The organism is Streptomyces flaveus, from assembly GCF_014647675.1.
In the GTDB taxonomy this organism is placed as follows: Bacteria; Actinomycetota; Actinomycetes; order Streptomycetales; family Streptomycetaceae; genus Streptomyces; species Streptomyces flaveus.
The window spans coordinates 157,341-173,279 of the sequence record NZ_BMPQ01000010.1 but is presented as its reverse complement, the minus strand read 5'-3'; the positions used below and the strand labels follow the sequence as shown (position 1 = coordinate 173,279).

General features: G+C 68.8%; 16 protein-coding genes. 8 read left to right on the top strand and 8 right to left on the bottom strand.

All coding sequences use genetic code 11. From position 1 onward, the window contains the following. Nucleotides 1-171 precede the first annotated feature (171 nt). From IEZ21_RS21810 to IEZ21_RS21795, 4 genes are all read right to left on the bottom strand, one after another. Complete coding sequence (locus IEZ21_RS21810; RefSeq protein WP_189323604.1) at nucleotides 172-1,608, bottom strand: family 43 glycosylhydrolase; 1,437 nt, start codon at nucleotides 1,606-1,608, stop codon at nucleotides 172-174. Further along, on the bottom strand, nucleotides 1,590-2,528 hold the full coding sequence (locus IEZ21_RS21805; RefSeq protein WP_189323683.1) for an arabinan endo-1,5-alpha-L-arabinosidase: 939 nt from the start codon (nucleotides 2,526-2,528) through the stop codon (nucleotides 1,590-1,592). The genes IEZ21_RS21810 and IEZ21_RS21805 overlap by 19 nt, the downstream gene beginning before the upstream one ends. Nucleotides 2,529-2,828: 300 nt before the next feature. Continuing rightward, a complete protein-coding gene (locus IEZ21_RS21800; protein WP_189323603.1) occupies nucleotides 2,829-3,560 on the bottom strand; it encodes a class I SAM-dependent methyltransferase in 732 nt (243 codons plus the stop codon). A gap of 60 nt (nucleotides 3,561-3,620) precedes the next feature. Then, entirely contained in the window at nucleotides 3,621-4,565 is a 945-nt protein-coding gene (locus tag IEZ21_RS21795; RefSeq protein WP_189323602.1) for an aminoglycoside phosphotransferase family protein, read from the bottom strand. Nucleotides 4,566-4,651: 86 nt separating this feature from the next. On the opposite strand from IEZ21_RS21795, the gene IEZ21_RS21790 reads away from it, so the two are divergent. Then, nucleotides 4,652-5,341 (top strand): class I SAM-dependent methyltransferase, encoded by a 690-nt coding sequence (locus IEZ21_RS21790; RefSeq protein WP_189323601.1) that lies wholly within the window; start codon nucleotides 4,652-4,654, stop codon nucleotides 5,339-5,341. A gap of 60 nt (nucleotides 5,342-5,401) precedes the next feature. Next, nucleotides 5,402-5,740: a hypothetical protein gene (locus IEZ21_RS21785; protein WP_246568008.1), complete on the top strand. Its 339-nt coding sequence runs from the start codon at nucleotides 5,402-5,404 to the stop codon at nucleotides 5,738-5,740. A gap of 73 nt (nucleotides 5,741-5,813) precedes the next feature. Here IEZ21_RS21785 and IEZ21_RS21780 read toward each other — a convergent pair whose 3' ends face one another. From IEZ21_RS21780 to IEZ21_RS21765, 4 genes are all read right to left on the bottom strand, one after another. Next, a complete protein-coding gene (locus tag IEZ21_RS21780) occupies nucleotides 5,814-7,607 on the bottom strand; it encodes an AMP-dependent synthetase/ligase (RefSeq protein ID WP_189323600.1) in 1,794 nt (597 codons plus the stop codon). 182 nt (nucleotides 7,608-7,789) lie between these two features. After that, entirely contained in the window at nucleotides 7,790-8,701 is a 912-nt protein-coding gene (locus IEZ21_RS21775) for a sulfite exporter TauE/SafE family protein (protein WP_189323599.1), read from the bottom strand. Nucleotides 8,702-9,067: 366 nt separating this feature from the next. Next, on the bottom strand, nucleotides 9,068-9,571 hold the full coding sequence (locus IEZ21_RS21770; RefSeq protein WP_189323598.1) for a hypothetical protein: 504 nt from the start codon (nucleotides 9,569-9,571) through the stop codon (nucleotides 9,068-9,070). Between the two features lie 142 nt (nucleotides 9,572-9,713). Continuing rightward, a complete protein-coding gene (locus IEZ21_RS21765) occupies nucleotides 9,714-10,466 on the bottom strand; it encodes a TetR/AcrR family transcriptional regulator (RefSeq protein WP_189323597.1) in 753 nt (250 codons plus the stop codon). Nucleotides 10,467-10,597: 131 nt separating this feature from the next. Here IEZ21_RS21765 and IEZ21_RS21760 point away from each other — a divergent pair, with 131 nt between their 5' ends. From IEZ21_RS21760 to IEZ21_RS21735, 6 genes are all read left to right on the top strand, one after another. After that, on the top strand, nucleotides 10,598-11,566 hold the full coding sequence (locus tag IEZ21_RS21760; RefSeq protein WP_189323596.1) for an ABC transporter ATP-binding protein: 969 nt from the start codon (nucleotides 10,598-10,600) through the stop codon (nucleotides 11,564-11,566). Next, nucleotides 11,559-12,302, top strand: a complete 744-nt coding sequence (locus IEZ21_RS21755; RefSeq protein WP_189323595.1) for an ABC transporter permease — start codon at nucleotides 11,559-11,561, stop codon at nucleotides 12,300-12,302. Before IEZ21_RS21760 ends, IEZ21_RS21755 begins: the two co-directional genes overlap by 8 nt. A 171-nt stretch (nucleotides 12,303-12,473) precedes the next feature. Continuing rightward, the gene (locus IEZ21_RS21750; RefSeq protein ID WP_189323594.1) at nucleotides 12,474-12,917 is read left to right on the top strand and encodes a hypothetical protein; all 444 of its coding nucleotides are present in this window, start codon (nucleotides 12,474-12,476) and stop codon (nucleotides 12,915-12,917) included. Between the two features lie 255 nt (nucleotides 12,918-13,172). Then, nucleotides 13,173-14,309, top strand: a complete 1,137-nt coding sequence (locus IEZ21_RS21745) for a Fic family protein (RefSeq protein ID WP_189323593.1) — start codon at nucleotides 13,173-13,175, stop codon at nucleotides 14,307-14,309. A gap of 50 nt (nucleotides 14,310-14,359) precedes the next feature. Beyond that, the gene (locus IEZ21_RS21740; protein ID WP_189323592.1) at nucleotides 14,360-14,926 is read left to right on the top strand and encodes a GNAT family N-acetyltransferase; all 567 of its coding nucleotides are present in this window, start codon (nucleotides 14,360-14,362) and stop codon (nucleotides 14,924-14,926) included. Between the two features lie 245 nt (nucleotides 14,927-15,171). Next, nucleotides 15,172-15,858 carry an alpha/beta fold hydrolase gene (locus IEZ21_RS21735; protein ID WP_189323591.1) on the top strand — a complete coding sequence of 229 codons (687 nt, stop codon included), beginning with the start codon at nucleotides 15,172-15,174 and terminating at the stop codon, nucleotides 15,856-15,858. Nucleotides 15,859-15,939 lie beyond the last annotated feature (81 nt).

The window sequence follows — 15,939 nt, the reverse complement described above, 5'->3', positions numbered from 1 at the left end:
ATGTCCTCCCGGCCGTGGCGCTCCGCTGGGTTCGGCAGTTCGCAGCTGCGGGTTCGTTGTGGCTGGTCGCGCCCACGCGGCGGAGCCGCAAATGGATACAGCCCCGCGCCCCTATCGGGGCCTGCGGCCCCTCAAGCGGGCGGCGATAGCGCCGGACGCAATCAAGGTCGCTCAGGCCGGCCGTAGCTGCCACTGCTGGCAGTTGTTGTTCAGCCAGGCCCACTGCCGTACGTCCGCTCCGTCGGCGGTGGAGCAGTCGGCGACGTCGGCGACCTTGCCGGTGGCCTGGTTGACGATCCGTACGTAGCCGCCGCTCGTGGCGTGGAACCGGAACCGCTGGCAGGTGTTGTTCAGCCAGGACCACTGGCGCAGGTCGGCGCCGTCGGCCGAGGAGCAGTCCGCCGTGTCCAGCACCTTGCCGCTGGCGACGTTCACCAGACGGTGTGTGTCGTCGCCAAGGTCCTCCAGACGCCAGCGCTGGTTGTTGCCGCCGCTGCACGCCCACTGCTGCACATTGGCTCCGTCGGCGCTGGAACTGCCCGCCACATCAAGGCACTTGCCGCTGTTCCGGTTGACGACCGTGTACGTGGTCGAGGCGGCCGACGGCTCCCCCGAGGGCCCGGGGAGCGAGGCGCCGAGCCTCACCGGCGTACCGAAGTTCGGCGTACCGTCCGAGTTCCAGCTGATCTTCTGCGCCCGCGCCGTACGCCCGTTGTCACAGCCCTCGCTCGCGTTGTCGTTGGCGTGGTAGACGAACCAGTCCTCGGCGCCGTCGGGCGACTTGAAGTGGCCGTGGTGGCCGGGCCCGTAGACGCCGTTGGCGTCGTTGCGCTGGAAGACGGGCGTGGACTTCTTCGTCCAGGAGGCGGCGGCCAGGGGGTTGGAGCCGGTGAGGGTGAGCTGGCCGAGCTTGTAGTCGGGGGTCCAGCAGCCGCTCGCCGAGTAGATCAGCCGTGTCGTCCCGTTCCGCTGGAGGATCTCGGGGCCCTCGTTGACCGGGGCGCCCGAGCGCTCCCAGTCGTGCGTGGGCGTGGAGATCGTCGTGAAGGAGCCGCTGACCGTGTACGGGTTGGACATCCGCGCGGCGACCAGGTTCTGCGTACCGCCGCCGCTCGCGCTGCCGAACAGGTACAGGTTTCCGTTGATGGTCGCCACGGTCGGGTCGAGCATCCAGGTGCTGCCCAGCTGGTTCTTGTACGTGTACGGCCCCATCGGGTCCGAGCCGGCGCTCTCCAGGACGTGGGTGCGCTGGGTGGGGATGTAGTCGGAGACGTTCTGGCCCGCGACGTAGTACAGGTACCAGCGGCCGTTCAGGAAGTGCAGCTCCGGCGCCCAGATGTTGCAGCAGCGCGAGGCCGCGTCACCCGTCCACACCTGGACGCTCGGCGCGGTCGAAAGACCGGCGAGCGTCGGCGACTTGCGGATGGTGATGGCGTCGGTCCAACTCGTCGTCACCAGGTAGTAGTTGCCGTTGTGGTACGAGATCCAGGGGTCGGCGCCCTTCTGCGCTTTGACCGGGTTCGTGAAGGAGGCGGCGCTCGCGGAGTACTGCCCGAAGGACAGCGCGAGCAGCAGGGCCGCCAGCAGGGTCAGTAGGCGACGGGCCATCCGCTGCTCCAGTTCAGAAGGTTGACGCCGAGCTTGGGAGTGCCGTTGTCCTGGCCGTCGTAGTAGTGGTAGACGATCAGGTCGCCGTCCGCGTCGTTCATGATCGACTGTCCGCCGGGGCCGATGTAGCGGCCGTGCGACTCCAGTACGGGCGTACCGCCGTTGTTCATCATGGCGACGCCGTTCTTGTCGCGGTACGGCCCGGTGATGCTGGTGGCGCGGCCGACCTTGACCTTGTACGTGGAGCTGGTGCCGGCGCAGCAGGTGTCGTACGAGGCGAAGAGGTAGTAGTAGCCGTTGCGCTTGACGATGTAGGGCGCCTCGACGGCCTTGGTCCCGGTCGGGCGGGACGCGAGGGAGTACCGGGTGGTGTTGGAGGAGAGCTGCTTCCCGGTGGACGGATTGATCTGGATCATCTTGATCCCGGTCCACCAACTGCCGAACGACAGCCACCACTTGCCGTCGTCGTTCACGAAGAGGTTCGGGTCGATGGCGTTGTAGTCGGTCGACGAACTCGACGTGTAGACGACGCCCTGGTCGGTCCAGCTGCCCGGCTGGCCGGTCGTCGAAGTCGCCAGGCCGATCGCCGAGTTCTGGGAGCCGAAGGACGAGACGGAGTAGTACATCAGGTACTTGCCGCCGTGGTACGAGATGTCGGGCGCCCAGGCCTCCGGCACGGAGGAGTAGTTCCGCCACCAGCCCGGCCGGCTGGAGAAGGCGTCGTTGCCGTTTCGGAAGGCGGTGCGGTCGCCGGACGTCTTGCTGGAGATGCCGCCGCCGGTGGCGTAGAGCAGGTACTGGCCGGACGAGGTGCGGATCATCGTCGGGTCATGGGTGACGATGTCGCCGGTGACGCGGCCAGGGTTCGGGTACGCGGACGCGGTGCTCGGGACGAGGGCGAGCAGGATCGCGGCGGGGATGGCGAGGAGGGTGGTTCGGCGGGGGGTTCGCCCGGGGGTTCTGCGAGCGGTTCTTCGGGAGGTGGTTCGGGAGGTGCGGCTCACGCGGATCCTCCTACGAGTGGGGGTCGATCTACGGAGGTCGTTCGAAATACTGAACAGCGGTCACGACTTCGAACGGACCGTAGAATCGAACCCCTTGCGCGTCAACGGTTTGCGCAGCAACTTCCCTTACGCGGATTGTCGAATCGCATTCGACCCCCTACCTGCTCACCTGTCGCACAGGTATCTCGGCGCCACCCGGAGCCCCACGCAGGCTGCTCATCGCCCCGGGCACAGTGCGACGAAGACGAACTCTCGCCCCGGCCGGTCAGGCGCGTCCCGAACGTCCTCCACCACATACCCCAGCGCGACCAACTCCGCCTCGATCTCCCCCTGTTCACGGAATCGCAGGGTCGAGTCCGACGTCATCACCTGCTCGTCCGCAGCGAACACATAGGTCGAGCGGAACGTCACCAGCGGCTCGCTGACCTCGATCAACTCGACCCAGTTCTCGACCGCGCCGACGCCCGGAATCTCCGTAACGCGGTACGAGGCCTCCCGGTTCCACGCCTCCCAGGCCCGCTTCGCGGGATCCCGGGTCTCGAACACGAACCGCCCACCCGGCCGCAACACGTCATGGACCCCTCGCAGGGTCTCCTGCCAGACCCGCGGGTCGACGACGGCCTGGGCGGCGTTCCCCGTCATGGTCGCGAGGTCAACTCGCAGCGACGGAAGCGCTGTTGCATCACCATGGATCCAGCGCACCCGCTCGCCACCGGGCTTGGCCCGGGCCACATCGAGCGACGCGGCGGCAGGATCAACACCGACCACCTCGATCCCGCGCTCGGCCAGCCGAAGCGCGAACACGCCCGTCCCACAACCGACATCCAGCACCCGACGCGCCCCGAACTCCTCCACCACACGCACGTACGCATCGAGATCGCGGCGATCGGAATCGACGGCGTCGTAGATCGCGGCGAGCCGCGGATGCCCGAACAACTCGTCAGCCATGCGACCGAACGTATCCGGAGATGACACTCGACTGCCGCTCGTTTTCGGCGGCCGACGGGATCAGAGTGGGTCGGGGGCTGCCTCCGTGAGCAACTCCGCCAGGCCGTCCGCGAATTCGGTGAGCCGGTCCAGTCGTGGTCCGCTGCGGGCGACACGGAATCCGTGGCGGCGACCGTGGAACGTGGCCTGGACCGCGTGTAATTGGGCCCATCGCTGCACTCGTCCGCGGTCGAGTTCCGCGGCCTCGGCGAACACGTCCAGCGCGCGGCGGACCGCCTTGCGCAGGTCGTCCGTTTCGAGGAGCCGCAGGGCGCCCGCCTTGAGCAGCGTGCCGCCGTCGTAGGCCGGGTCTCCCGCGTAGCCCTTCGGGTCGACGGCCAGCCAGGGCTCGCGGTCGGCGCGCAGGATGTTGCGGGCATGCAGGTCGCCGTGGATGACGGTGTCCGGCTGGGTGCGGCCCAGCTCGCGGATGGTCGCCAGGGCGGCGTCCAGGACATGACGCGGCAGGGTGTGCGGCAACTCCCCGGCGTCCTTGCGCAGTTGCTCCTCCCAGGCGTCGGCCTGCCCACGCAGCCGGGGCAGCCCGGGCGGTGCGGGGACGGCAAGGCGGCGGTTGAGCCGCCCGGCCACCGTCACCACCTCGTCGTCGTCCTCGACCTCGGCCAGCGTCGACGTCCGGGCCCGCTCCAGCAGCATCGCGAACCGCTCGTCGTCCCGCTCGTACAGCCGGACGGCCCCGCGCCCGCCCCACACCGTGAACGCGTCCGGTTCATGGACGTTGCCGGGATGCGGGAACGACACCTTCAGCACAGCGGCGCCCTCGTCCCGCCGTCGCACCGGGACGATGACCCCGACCCCGCCATGCATGACGTCACCGTCGGGCACGCACTCCCAGCGCCCCAGCAACTCGCCCACGATCCTGGGCAGTTCGGCAAGCCACGCCGCTCCGGGCGCGCCTTCTCGCTCGACGGTGCTCCGCGCGAACACCTCTGGTATCCGGATCATCCGGGCACCTTACGCCCCAGCAGACCGCCCCTCACTGCCCCGCAAGGGCACTGGATGGTGGGAGTCGTGCCCGGGACAATGGCCCCATGACGACTTCACACCTGGTCTCCGCGACCGAGTTGGAACGATCATCCGTGGTCGCCAACAACGCGATGAACCGCGAGCGCGGCCTGGCCGGTGTGAACAGCTACGCCCGTGAGCTCGGTTTCGACCCTCTCGCGTACCTGGCAGAGCGCGCCGCCGCCCCGTCGTGGCTCGATCTGTGCTGCGGCGAGGGCCGCGCCCTGCACCAGGCCGCGTCCACTCTGCCTGCCGACGCCGTACTCACCGGCGTCGACTTGGTGGGGCCGCTCGCCCCCGTGCCGACACCGCCCACGTTGGAACTGGTCATCGCCTCTGTCTCGCACTGGGCACCGAAACGGACGTACGACCTGATCACCTGTGTGCACGGCCTGCACTACGTCGGCGACCAGCTCGGCCTGCTCGCCGGGGCCGCCTCCTGGCTCGCTCCCGACGGCCTGCTGCTCGCCCACTTCGACCCCGACTCGATCCGCTGGGCCGACGGTTCACCTGCCGGGCGGGCTGCCGTGACAGCGTTGCGCACAGCCGGCTTCCGCTACAGCGCCCGCCACCATCGCCTCACGCTCCAGGGGGCGCGCAGCACAAGGCTCCCCTTCCGCTACCTGGGAGCCAACCCGGCCGCCGGCCCGAACTACACGGGCCAGCCTGCGGTCGCGTCCCACTACGACCCTGACGAGGTGACAGCCTCCGAATAGGCGACGCGCTGCGGCGGTGAGGGTGGTGTTTCGGGGCCGCGCGCCGTAGAACTGGGCCTTATGTCTGATCAGCAGCCGCCCCAGATGCCCGGTGCGCCCTGGGCGTACGCGCCACCGCAGGCCTGGCCGGTCAGCGCCATGTACCGGCGACGGGCCCGCATTCTCACCTGGCTCACAGTCATCATCGCGGTCTTCATGGTGGTTGCGCTCGTGGTGAGCATTGTCTTCCTTGTACTTGCGGACGCGGACACTCGGAACGCTGCCCTCGGTTACCTCGCCCTCGTTCTCTGGGTCGGGATCGCCGCTGCGATCCCGGTCCTGCTCGCGGTCGCCATCCCCGGTGCGGCCATGAGGCGGCGCGTGCGGCAGCAGCAACAGGCGGGGATCCCATTTTGGTGAGGCGCCGCCAGCCGATAACCGGACATGCCGAAGGGCGTCCACTCGTTGTCGAGTGGACGCCCTTCGGCATGACTCAGGGTGCGTAGATGGCCTCGATCTCGTCGGCGAAGTCCCGCATCACCACGTGGCGCTTCAGTTTGAGGGACGGGGTCAGATGGCCGGATGCCTCGGTGAACTGGACATCGAGGATGCGGAACTTCCGCACCGACTCCGCCTTCGACACCGCCGCGTTGCCATCGTCGATGGCGCGCTGGATCTCGGCGAGCAGCTCGGGGTCCTCGCGCAGCTGCGTCACCGGGGTGTCCTCCGCCTTGCCGTGCTGCGCGGCCCAGCGTGGCAGGAACTCGCCGTCCAGTGTCACCAGCGCCCCGACGAACGGCTTGGCCTCGCCGACCACCATGCACTCGGCGACCAGTGCATGGGCGCGGATACGGTCCTCGATCACGGCCGGGGCGACATTCTTGCCGCCCGCGGTGACGATGATCTCCTTTTTCCGGCCGGTGATGCGGAGGTAGCCCTCATCGTCCAGGGACCCCAGGTCGCCGGTGTGGAACCAGCCGTCGACCAGCGCTGCCGCGGTCGCCGTCTCGTTGTTCCAGTAGCCGTTGAAGATGTGCTCGCCGCTCAGCAGGATCTCTGTGTCGTCGGCGATGCGCACCGAGCTGCCCGGCAGCGGCATGCCCACCGTGCCGATCTTCTGGCGGTCGTACGGGTTGAGGGTGGTCGCGGCGCAGGACTCGGCGAGGCCGTAGCCCTCCAGGACGGTGAGGCCGAGGCCGCGGTAGAAGTGGCCCAGACGTTCGCCGAGCGCGGCGCCACCAGAGAGGGCGTGCGTGGTCCGGCCGCCGAGGACCGCGCGCAGCTTGCTGAGGACCAGCCGGTCGAGCACCTTGTGCTTCAGCTTGAGCCCGACCCCGGGGCCGGACGGTGTCTCCAGCGCCCGGCTGTAGGCGATGGCCGTGTCCGCGGCGAGTTCGAAGATCTTCTCCTTGCCGCCCGCCCGGGCCTGGGCACGCGCCGAGTTGTACACCTTCTCGAACACCCTCGGTACGCCGAGCAGGAAGGTGGGCCGGAACTTCCCCAGTTCCTCGGTGACGTTCTTGACGTCGCTGACGTGTCCCACCTTGACCGGTGCCGCCATGGCCCCGACCTCGACGACCCGGGCCAGGACGTGCGCGAGCGGCAGGAAGAGCAGGATGGAGGAGTCCTCGCGGAACAGGGGGGTGTTGCGGGCGATGATGTTGCCGCACTCCGCGAGGAAGTTGCGGTGGGTGAGGACACAGCCCTTGGGCCGGCCGGTGGTGCCGGAGGTGTAGTTGATCGTGGCCACCGAGTCGGGGCCGGCCGCCGAGGCGTGCTCGTCGACCTGAGCGTCCGCCACATCACGGCCCATGGCGACGAGTTCCTTGATGCCACCCGCCTCGATCTGCCAGAGGTGCTTGAGCAGGGGCAGGCGTGGCCGCACCTCCTCCACCACGGCTTGGTGCGCCTCGGTCTCGACCAGGCACGCCACCGCGCCCGAGTCACTGGTGATCCACTCGACTTGCTCGGCCGAGGAGGTCTCGTAGACCGGAACGGAGACCGCGCCCGCACACCAGATCGCGAAGTCCAGCAGCGTCCACTCGTAGCGGGTGCGCGACATCAGGGCGACCCGGTCACCCGGCTGCACACCAGAGGCGATCAGCCCCTTGGCCACACCGCGGACCTCGGCGAGGAACTCCGTGGCGGTGACGTCCTGCCACTCGCCCGAGACCTTGCGGGCGAGCACGGCCCGGTTGGGATACTGGGCGGCGTTGCGGAGGATGATGTCCACCAGGTTGCCGTCCGACGGAACGTTGTACAAGGCCGGAACACTGAACTCGCGCAAGACCGTTGCTCCTTGTCGGCGTGGCCACGGAGGGGAACGCCGCAGCGGAGGCTGGGTACTGACGGCCCGGAGGCTACCAACAAGTAAGGACCAGGTACAGGTTGAGCCCGACTGCAGGCCGAGGCCGATGCGAAGGGCCTGAACGCCTGGGAGGTGAACGTCGACTCCACGGTCTGTCTGGCCTAGGCCGTGACGGGCCGCCGCTCCTCGGCGGACTCGGTCTCCGCCGCCTGCTCCTTGCGGTACGCACGGATCGAGTACGTCAGGGCGGCGGCCCACAGCGCGTACAGGAGTACGTAGACGGGAGTGCTCAGCGAGCTGGACGCGCCGACCCAGTCGCTCTTCAGCAACGTACGGACATTCGTCACGATGATGACGCCGCCGACCGCGGACCCCAGAACCCGCGGCGGAACCAGCCGCACCAGCCACGCCGCGATCGGCGCCGCGATCAGCCCGCCGAGGAGAAACGCCGCGACCCAGCCCCAGTTGAGGCCCTGCGAGCCGAGCGAGAAGAGGAAGCCCAGGCTCGCCGCCACCGCGACCAGGAACTCGCTCGTGTCGATGGACCCGATCACCTTGCGCGGCTCCATACGCCCGCTGGCCAGCAGCGCCGGCGTACCCACCGGCCCCCAGCCGCCCCCGCCGGTCGCGTCCAGGAACCCGGCGACCACCCCGAGCGGCGACAGGAACCTCTTGCGCAGCGGCTTGCCGAGATTGCCCTTGGGCATGCCGCGGAACGTGAACCGGGACATCACGTACAGCCCGAGCCCGAGCAGGATGAGCGACATCACCGGTTCGGCGACCGCAGTGGACAGCTGGGACAGAACGGTCGCACCGAGGAACGCGCCCGCCGCTCCCGGCACCCCGATCTTGGCGACGACCTTCCAGTCCACGTTCCCGAACCGCCAGTGTGCGGCGCCGGACATCAGCGTCGTACCGATCTCCGCGAGGTGAACCGTGGCCGAGGCCGCGGCCGGGTTGGTGCCCATCGCAAGCAGCAGGGTGGTCGAGGTCACGCCGTAGGCCATGCCCAGGCTGCCGTCCACGAGTTGGGCGCCGAGCCCCGCGAGCGCGAGCAGTACCAGCGTCCGCATGTACGTCCGTCCCGCCTTCCCTAGTTTTCCCACCGGCTCGGTAGGGATCGACCGGGCCGACGATAGGAGCCGAAGCTGAGGAAAGTCTTAGGAAGAGGTAACGGTCCTGTGGAGGACGGCCTGACGTACGGTCAGTCCACGGTCGCCGACCACCCACCACGCGAAAGCGATGACCACCACCGGTGCGGTCACTCCGTCCGAGCACGCCGAGTTCTGTGCGGCCGTACAGAACCACGCCCCTGGCGCTGGAAAGGGATCATGTAGCGAAGGCGCCCGGCTGCGGTCCGCCGCTGGCCCGCCGCAACCCGGGAACCTGCACTCGGAAGCCGAGGCATCCCGGCGAACTGGCCGGTTCCGAGCCTGTCCCTATGCCGCTACCACGCTCCGATACGCGGAAAGTAGATCGCGTGTCGCATCACCGGGTTCACCTTCGACCATTGCGACATATCGAATGATTCCCAGAGTGGACTCATGTCCGAAGTCGGCGATGAAGTCATCAAGGGTTCCCACGACTATCTCAGCTCGATAGGCCATGGCCCTCATCGGTTCGGAATCGTCACGGAACAACCTGGCGACGGGGATCCCGGCACTACCGCCGACGAGCCGCTCCAGCAACTCAACATGTGCGAGCGTGCTCAACTCCCCGTCGGTGATCAGATGCACAACGCCTGCCGTCGACTGCGTCCCTAGCTCCCGCGGCGCATGCTTGACAAGCAAGCTCGCCGCCACGAAGCGGGCCTTGATCCGCTTCTGCTCCTTCCTGGAAGCCAGGAGCTCCGGACCTCCTCGCTTCTTCCACCACCTGAACAAATCGCACCCCCATGGCAGACCCGTCGGACGGCAAACCGTCGCGGCGTCGTGCTCGAACAAGGCCCCCATGATGGCAAACCCAGGCTGGGCCCCCTCCCGAGCGGGCGCTGAGAACACATATTCAAGGCCGCCGGTGGCGTGACTCCGTCGTCCACGGCGGTGCGTGGGTCAGGGCGCGGATTGGTGATCCGGACGAAACTCCCTAACCGCGCCGCGCGATCAGCGCCGCCACCCCGTCGAGCACGACCCCGAGTCCGAACTCGAAGTCCGCGTCCGGCTCGTCCGTCTGGTCCAGGGCATCGGATTCGAGGACGCGCGTGACGGCCGGGTGGCGTTCGGGGTCGGTGAGGGTGGCGAGGGCGCGCCGGTAGCGGCGCAAGACCTCGTCGGGGGCGTGGCCGCTCGCCGTGTACGCGGCATCCAGGTCGGACATCAGCGTCGCCTCGTTGCGCACATAGCCGCTGACCAGCATGATCACGCCGAGTTTCGTGCCCTCGTCGAGCCCGGTGCCGTCTAGGGCCGCGAGGCCGTACTCCATCCACGCCACCGACTTCGGGCTCGCGGGCGGCCCGGAGGTCGGGATCCGCAGGAGCCACAGGTTCTCGTAGAAGAACGCCCGCTGCGCCCGCGCCCACCGGGTCAGCCCCGCGCGCCATCCGGCCCCGTCGGGCAGCGGTTCGGGGGGCGCGGGCGTGACCGCCTCCTGCATCAGGATGTAGAGCTCGTCCTTGGCGCCGACGTACCGGTAGAGCGACATCGGCGAGACGCCGAGCTCCTTGGCGACGCGCCCCATCGACACCGCCCCGATGCCCTCGGCGGCCGCGACGCCCACCGCCGCGGCCACGATGCGGTCCAGGCTGAGCCCCGGCTTCGGCCCTTTCGAGGGGCGCGCCCTGAAACCCCAGGCCGTCGCGAGGCTCGCGGGAAGGCCGGTGTCCTCGTCCGCCGCCGCCATCCGCGTCGCCTCCCTCTGCGCATCCGGGACCGTTCCTCGGGCCTCCGGCTTGACGCACATCCTAGTTCTGCGTAACCCTTACACAATAATGCGTAAGGGTTACGCAGTAATAGTCATGGAGAGGCGAGGCCATGCCCGACGCACCCGCCATCGAGGCCACCGGCCTCCGCAAGACCTACGGAAAGGTCGAGGTCCTGCGCGGCCTCGACCTGACGGTGCCGCGCGGCACCGTGCACGCCCTGCTCGGCCCGAACGGCGCGGGCAAGACCACCATCGTGCGCATCCTGGCCACGCTCACCGAGGCCGACGCGGGCACCGCCAGGGTCGCCGGGCACGACCTGCGCACCGAGCGGGCCCGGGCCCGCCGCGCGATCAGCCTCACCGGCCAGTTCGCGGCGGTCGACGAGATGCAGACCGGCGCGGAGAACCTGCGGATGATGGCCCGGCTCGCCCGCACCCACGGCGGCGCCCGCACCTCCCGCGCCGCCGCACGCACCCGGGCCGCCGAACTCCTCGACCGCTTCGACCTCGCCGACGCCGCCGACCGCCTGGTCAAGACGTACTCGGGAGGCATGCGGCGGCGCCTCGACCTGGCCGCGTCCCTGGTGGGCGAACCCGAAGTGATCTTCCTGGACGAGCCGACGACGGGCCTCGACCCGCGCAGCCGCCAGGAGCTGTGGAGCGTGGTGCGCGAACTGTCGGCACGGGGTACGACGGTCTTCCTGACCACCCAGTACCTGGAGGAGGCCGACCGGTTGGCGGACCGTATCGCCGTGCTCCACCGCGGCGAGCTGGTCGCCGAGGGCACCTCCGAGGAGCTGAAGCGGCGCGTCGCGGGCCACCGCCTCGACGTCGTCCTGACCGACCCGGCCGCCTATCTGCGCCTGGTGTCACAGGCGGTGTACAGCGAGCCCGAGACCCGCACCCTGGGCTTCCCCACCGACGGCGGCGCGCCCCAGGTGCGGGCGCTGCTCGACGCGTTGGACCCCGACGGCACGGCCATCGAACGGTTCTCGCTGCACACGGCCACCCTCGACGACGTCTTCCTGACCCTCACGAAGCCGACACAGCCCGCACACCAGGAGCCCAGCCATGTCTGACGCACTCATCATGACCGGCCGCTCCGTCCGGCTCAGCCGCCGCAACGTCGACGCCCTGATGATGGCCATGGCGCTCCCGGTGATGCTGCTCCTGATCTTCGTGTACTTCTTCGGCGGAGCCATCAACACCGGTACGGAGTACGTCACTTACGTCGTCCCCGGCGTCCTGCTGCTGTGCGCCGGCTTCGGTTCGGCCAGCACCGCCGTGGCCGTCACCGAGGACCTCAAGGGCGGCATCATCGACCGCTTCCGGTCCCTCGACATCGGCGGCACCCCCATCCTGGCGGGCCACGTCCTCGCCTCCACGGCCCGGAACCTGATCGCCACCGCCCTGGTCTTCGCGCTCGCCTTCGCGATCGGCTTCCGCCCCTCGGCCGGCCCGGGCGGCTGGCTCGCCGCGATCGGCCTCCTGGTCGCCTACATCGCGGCACTCTCCTGGCTGTCCGCCGCGGTGGGCCTGCTCGTCAAGTCCCCGGAGGCAGCCGGGGGTTTCACCTTCTTCGTGAGCTTCCTGCCCTACCCGAGCAGCGCCTTCGTACCGACCGACACCATGCCGTCGTGGCTCCAGGGCTTCGCCGCCCACCAGCCCGTCACCCATGTCATCGAGGCGGTACGCGGACTGCTGCTCGGGCAACCGGTGGGCTCGACGGGGTGGGTGGCGCTCGCCTGGTGCACGGGCATCCTCACCGCCTCGGCGGCCGCTTCGGGAGCACTGTTCAAGCGGCGTACGGCTTAGGTGTGTTGCCGGGCGGGGGTCCCGCGTGGAGGTGTGGAGATTCCCGGTGAATCTTCGGGTTGACCACTGTGAGCATCGCTGTCCGCCAGGGGAGCCCCGTCGACCGAAGATCCAGTCAGGGTGAGATCATTCAACACAGCAGGTCACATCCGCACAACGGGGAGTACACGCATGCGCAGGGCAACGACCATAACGGCGCTCGTCACGGCAGCCGGGCTGATGACCGCGTGCGGCGGCAGTGGTGATGACGGCAAAACGGAGCGCGCCGGTAAGAGCACGCCCACGTCGTCGTCGAAGCCAGCCCCCGACGGCCAGGACAAGACGTACGAGGTCACCGTCGAAGTCGGTGGAAAGGGCAAGTCGCAAGTCGGCTACAACCTCGACACGAACCACTTCGAGCAGGTCACGCTGCCGTGGAAGAAGTCGGACCAGCTCACCTTGAACAGCACCCAACGCAAGGTCGGGATCACCGTGTCCGTCGTGCCGGGGCCGGTGATGCTGTCCAACGGCCAGTTCGCCGCTGCTCCTTGCTCAATCACCGTTGACGGGAAGAAGGTCGCCGAGGACCCAGGCGGTGTCGACGGCAAGCACATGTGCGAGTACACCCTGCGGTAACAGCACACCAGCCGACGGCACATGTGGCCGGCGTCAGTCAGCGCGACTCGACGTTGGTGTGTTCGTGGGCGATCTCGACGGCGTCGGCCGGGTCGGTGATCGGTTCGTCGCAGTGGCGGCAACTGGTGTGCAGGTGTCGGCGTCGAGCCCTCTCGTGGGCTCGACCCCTTCGTCGCTCCCGTGCGGATTCGGCGCTGGACTGCCGATAGATTCTGACGCATTGACGTAATATTTGCGTCACTCCATGGTGTAGGCATGCTCTCCCCCACACCTGCTCTCAACACCGAGGATCAGCGTGTTCTCGGTGAGGTTGAAGACCTTCGCCGCTCGTTGCGCCTACAGGTTCGGTCCACTCCGGCGAAGTGGACCGAAGGGCTGGGTAAGTTCTTGACCGCCGACGCGGTGGCGGCCTCCAACTCGATCGAGGGCTTCAAAGTGTCCACGGTCGACGTCGAGGACCTTCTGGAGGGCGAGCGGGATGTCGACGTCTCCGAGGAGGACCGCGAGGAGACGCTCGCTTATCAGCGAATGACGACCTACATCCAAACGCTGAACGATGTCGCGGACTTCCGTTACAGCAAGGAGTTGCTCAACGCGCTCCACTGGATGCTGCAGGGACACCGGCACACCCCGCGGAAGCCGGCCGGGCAGTGGCGGCGCGGAGCGGTGTACGTGACGGACGCCCGCGACCCCAGCATCGCGGCATACACGGCGCCGGACGCGGCCGATGTGCCTACGTTGACGGGCGAACTGGTCGAGTGGCTGAACACAGACGACGGCACCCACCCTCTGGTACGGGCCGCCATGGCGCATCTGCACCTCGTTGCCATCCACCCGTGGGCGGATGGAAACGGCCGCATGTCTCGGTCCCTCCAGACACTCATGATCGCGAGAGAGGGAGAACTGTCCCCTGAGTTCTCCTCGATCGAGGCTTGGCTGGGGCGCCCCGGCAATACCTGGGAGTACTACCGCGAACTGCAGCGCCGGGGTGCCACTTACCTCCCCGACCAGGATGTCTCCGACTGGGTCCGTTTCAACCTCACCGCGTACCACCAGCAGGCGCAGACCGTACGCAGCCGCCTGGATCGCTCGAGTCGGGTGTGGCTCTTGCTCGGTGAGTTCGCGGAGGACCGGGGGTTGGAGGAGAGGGTGGTCTCCGCCCTGCATGACGTGGCAATGTCCGGGCGGGTGCGTCGGACACGCTACGAACGGGCGGAGGGCCTGGGCCTGCAGCGGGCTCAACGCGACCTGCGAGACCTGGTCGCGGCTGACGTCCTGACGCCGGTCGGCCGTACCCGTGCCCGCTTCTACACCGCCGGCCCCGCTTTTCCGGAGCCGGCTCTGGAAGCGGCTCGGACGCCGCTGCCGCTCGTCGATCCGTACGCCTGCTGAGGGTGTCCCGCCCAGCCCTGCATGTTCTGCCCCGTGGGTAGGGTCCGGGCATGTACCCGGTCTCACGTTCCGGCCCACGTCTTGATCTGCGTGAACTCGCCGACGAGGACGTGGATGCGATGCTCGCCGTCTACAGCAGCCCCGAAGCCACGGAGCATCTGTCGTTCGAACCGCGCACCCGTGAACAGGTCGCGGAGGTCGTGTCCCGGTCGATCGCCTCCGCCACCGTGAGCGCCCGCGCCGAGTACCAACTCGCCGTCGTCGAACGGAAGACCGGCGAGCTGATCGGGTCCGGCCGCCTGGCCGCCGACCCACATCAGCAGCGCGGAGCCACCATGGGCTTCGCGCTGCGCCCCGATGCCTGGGGAGTCGGCTACGGGCTCGAGACCGTGCGCCTCCTCCTCGGCCTCGGGTTCGAGGATCTGGGCCTTCACCGCATCTGGGGAGCACGTTCCCCGCTCAACGAGGCATCGGCGAAGACCATGGCAGCCGCGGGCATGGTCGAGGAGGGGACCATCCGTGAGCACATCTTCAAGGCTGGCCGATGGCGTGACTCCGTCGTCCACGCGATGCTCGACCGCGAATGGGCCGCTGCCTCCCAAAGGCTCACGCCTTGATGCAGTACCCGCGTGGGATAGGCAAAGGAGCCCAGAGGTAGGGCGGGTAGCTGTCGTGGGAATGTGACAGTGACGGGGTCGAGTGTCACATTTCCGCGATCACACCCCCGCACTCCAGAGGCCTTGCCGCGCAGGGCGAGGCGTGAGCACAGCCGGGACGCTTGGGTCGTCGGGCAAACCGGCAGCGACTTGTTCGGGTCTCGTCCTACGGTGGGGGCCATGAAGCCGGAGAAGGGGAACTGACCGTGGACATCCTGCTCATTGGCGGCCTGTGGCTGGACGGATCCGTGTGGGGCCGCGTCGCGTCCGCACTGGAGCCGCTCGGCCATCGCCCGGTGCCGCTCACTCTCCCGGGCCAGGGGGACGGCCTCGCGTCCGCCACGCTCGACGATCAGGTGGCGGCGGTGCTCGCCGCGGTGGACGCGGCGCCCGGCAAGCCCATGGTGGTGGGGCATTCAGCCGCATGCACGCTGGCCTGGCTTGCCGCCGACCGGCGGCCGGAGAGGCTGGCCAAGGTCTGCCTCATCGGCGGCTTCCCGTCCGCCGACGGTCAGCCGTACGCCGATTTCTTCGAGGTGAGGGACGGCGTCATGCCCTTCCCGGGCTGGGACCCCTTTGAAGGGCCGGACGCCGCCGACCTCGACGACGAGGCCAGGCGAAAGTTCGCGGCTGCAGCGATCCCCGTACCCGCAGGCGTTGCCAAGGGCGTGGTGCGGCTGGCGGACGAGCGGCGGTTCGACGTCCCGGTCGTGGTCGTGTGCCCGGAGTTCACGCCCGCCCAGGCGCAGGAGTGGATCAACGCCGGCGACGCCCCGGAACTCGCCCAGGCAAAGCACGTCGACTTCGTCGACATCGACTCGGGCCACTGGCCCATGGTCACCAAGCCCACCGAGCTGGCCCGAATCCTGGCCGAGGCGTCCAGCATGGGATAGGGGGCATGGGCCCGGGCCCGTGAGGCGTGGCCCTCCCCCACGCCTCGCACGACGAGCTTCTGCCGGTGGACCGGTGAACGT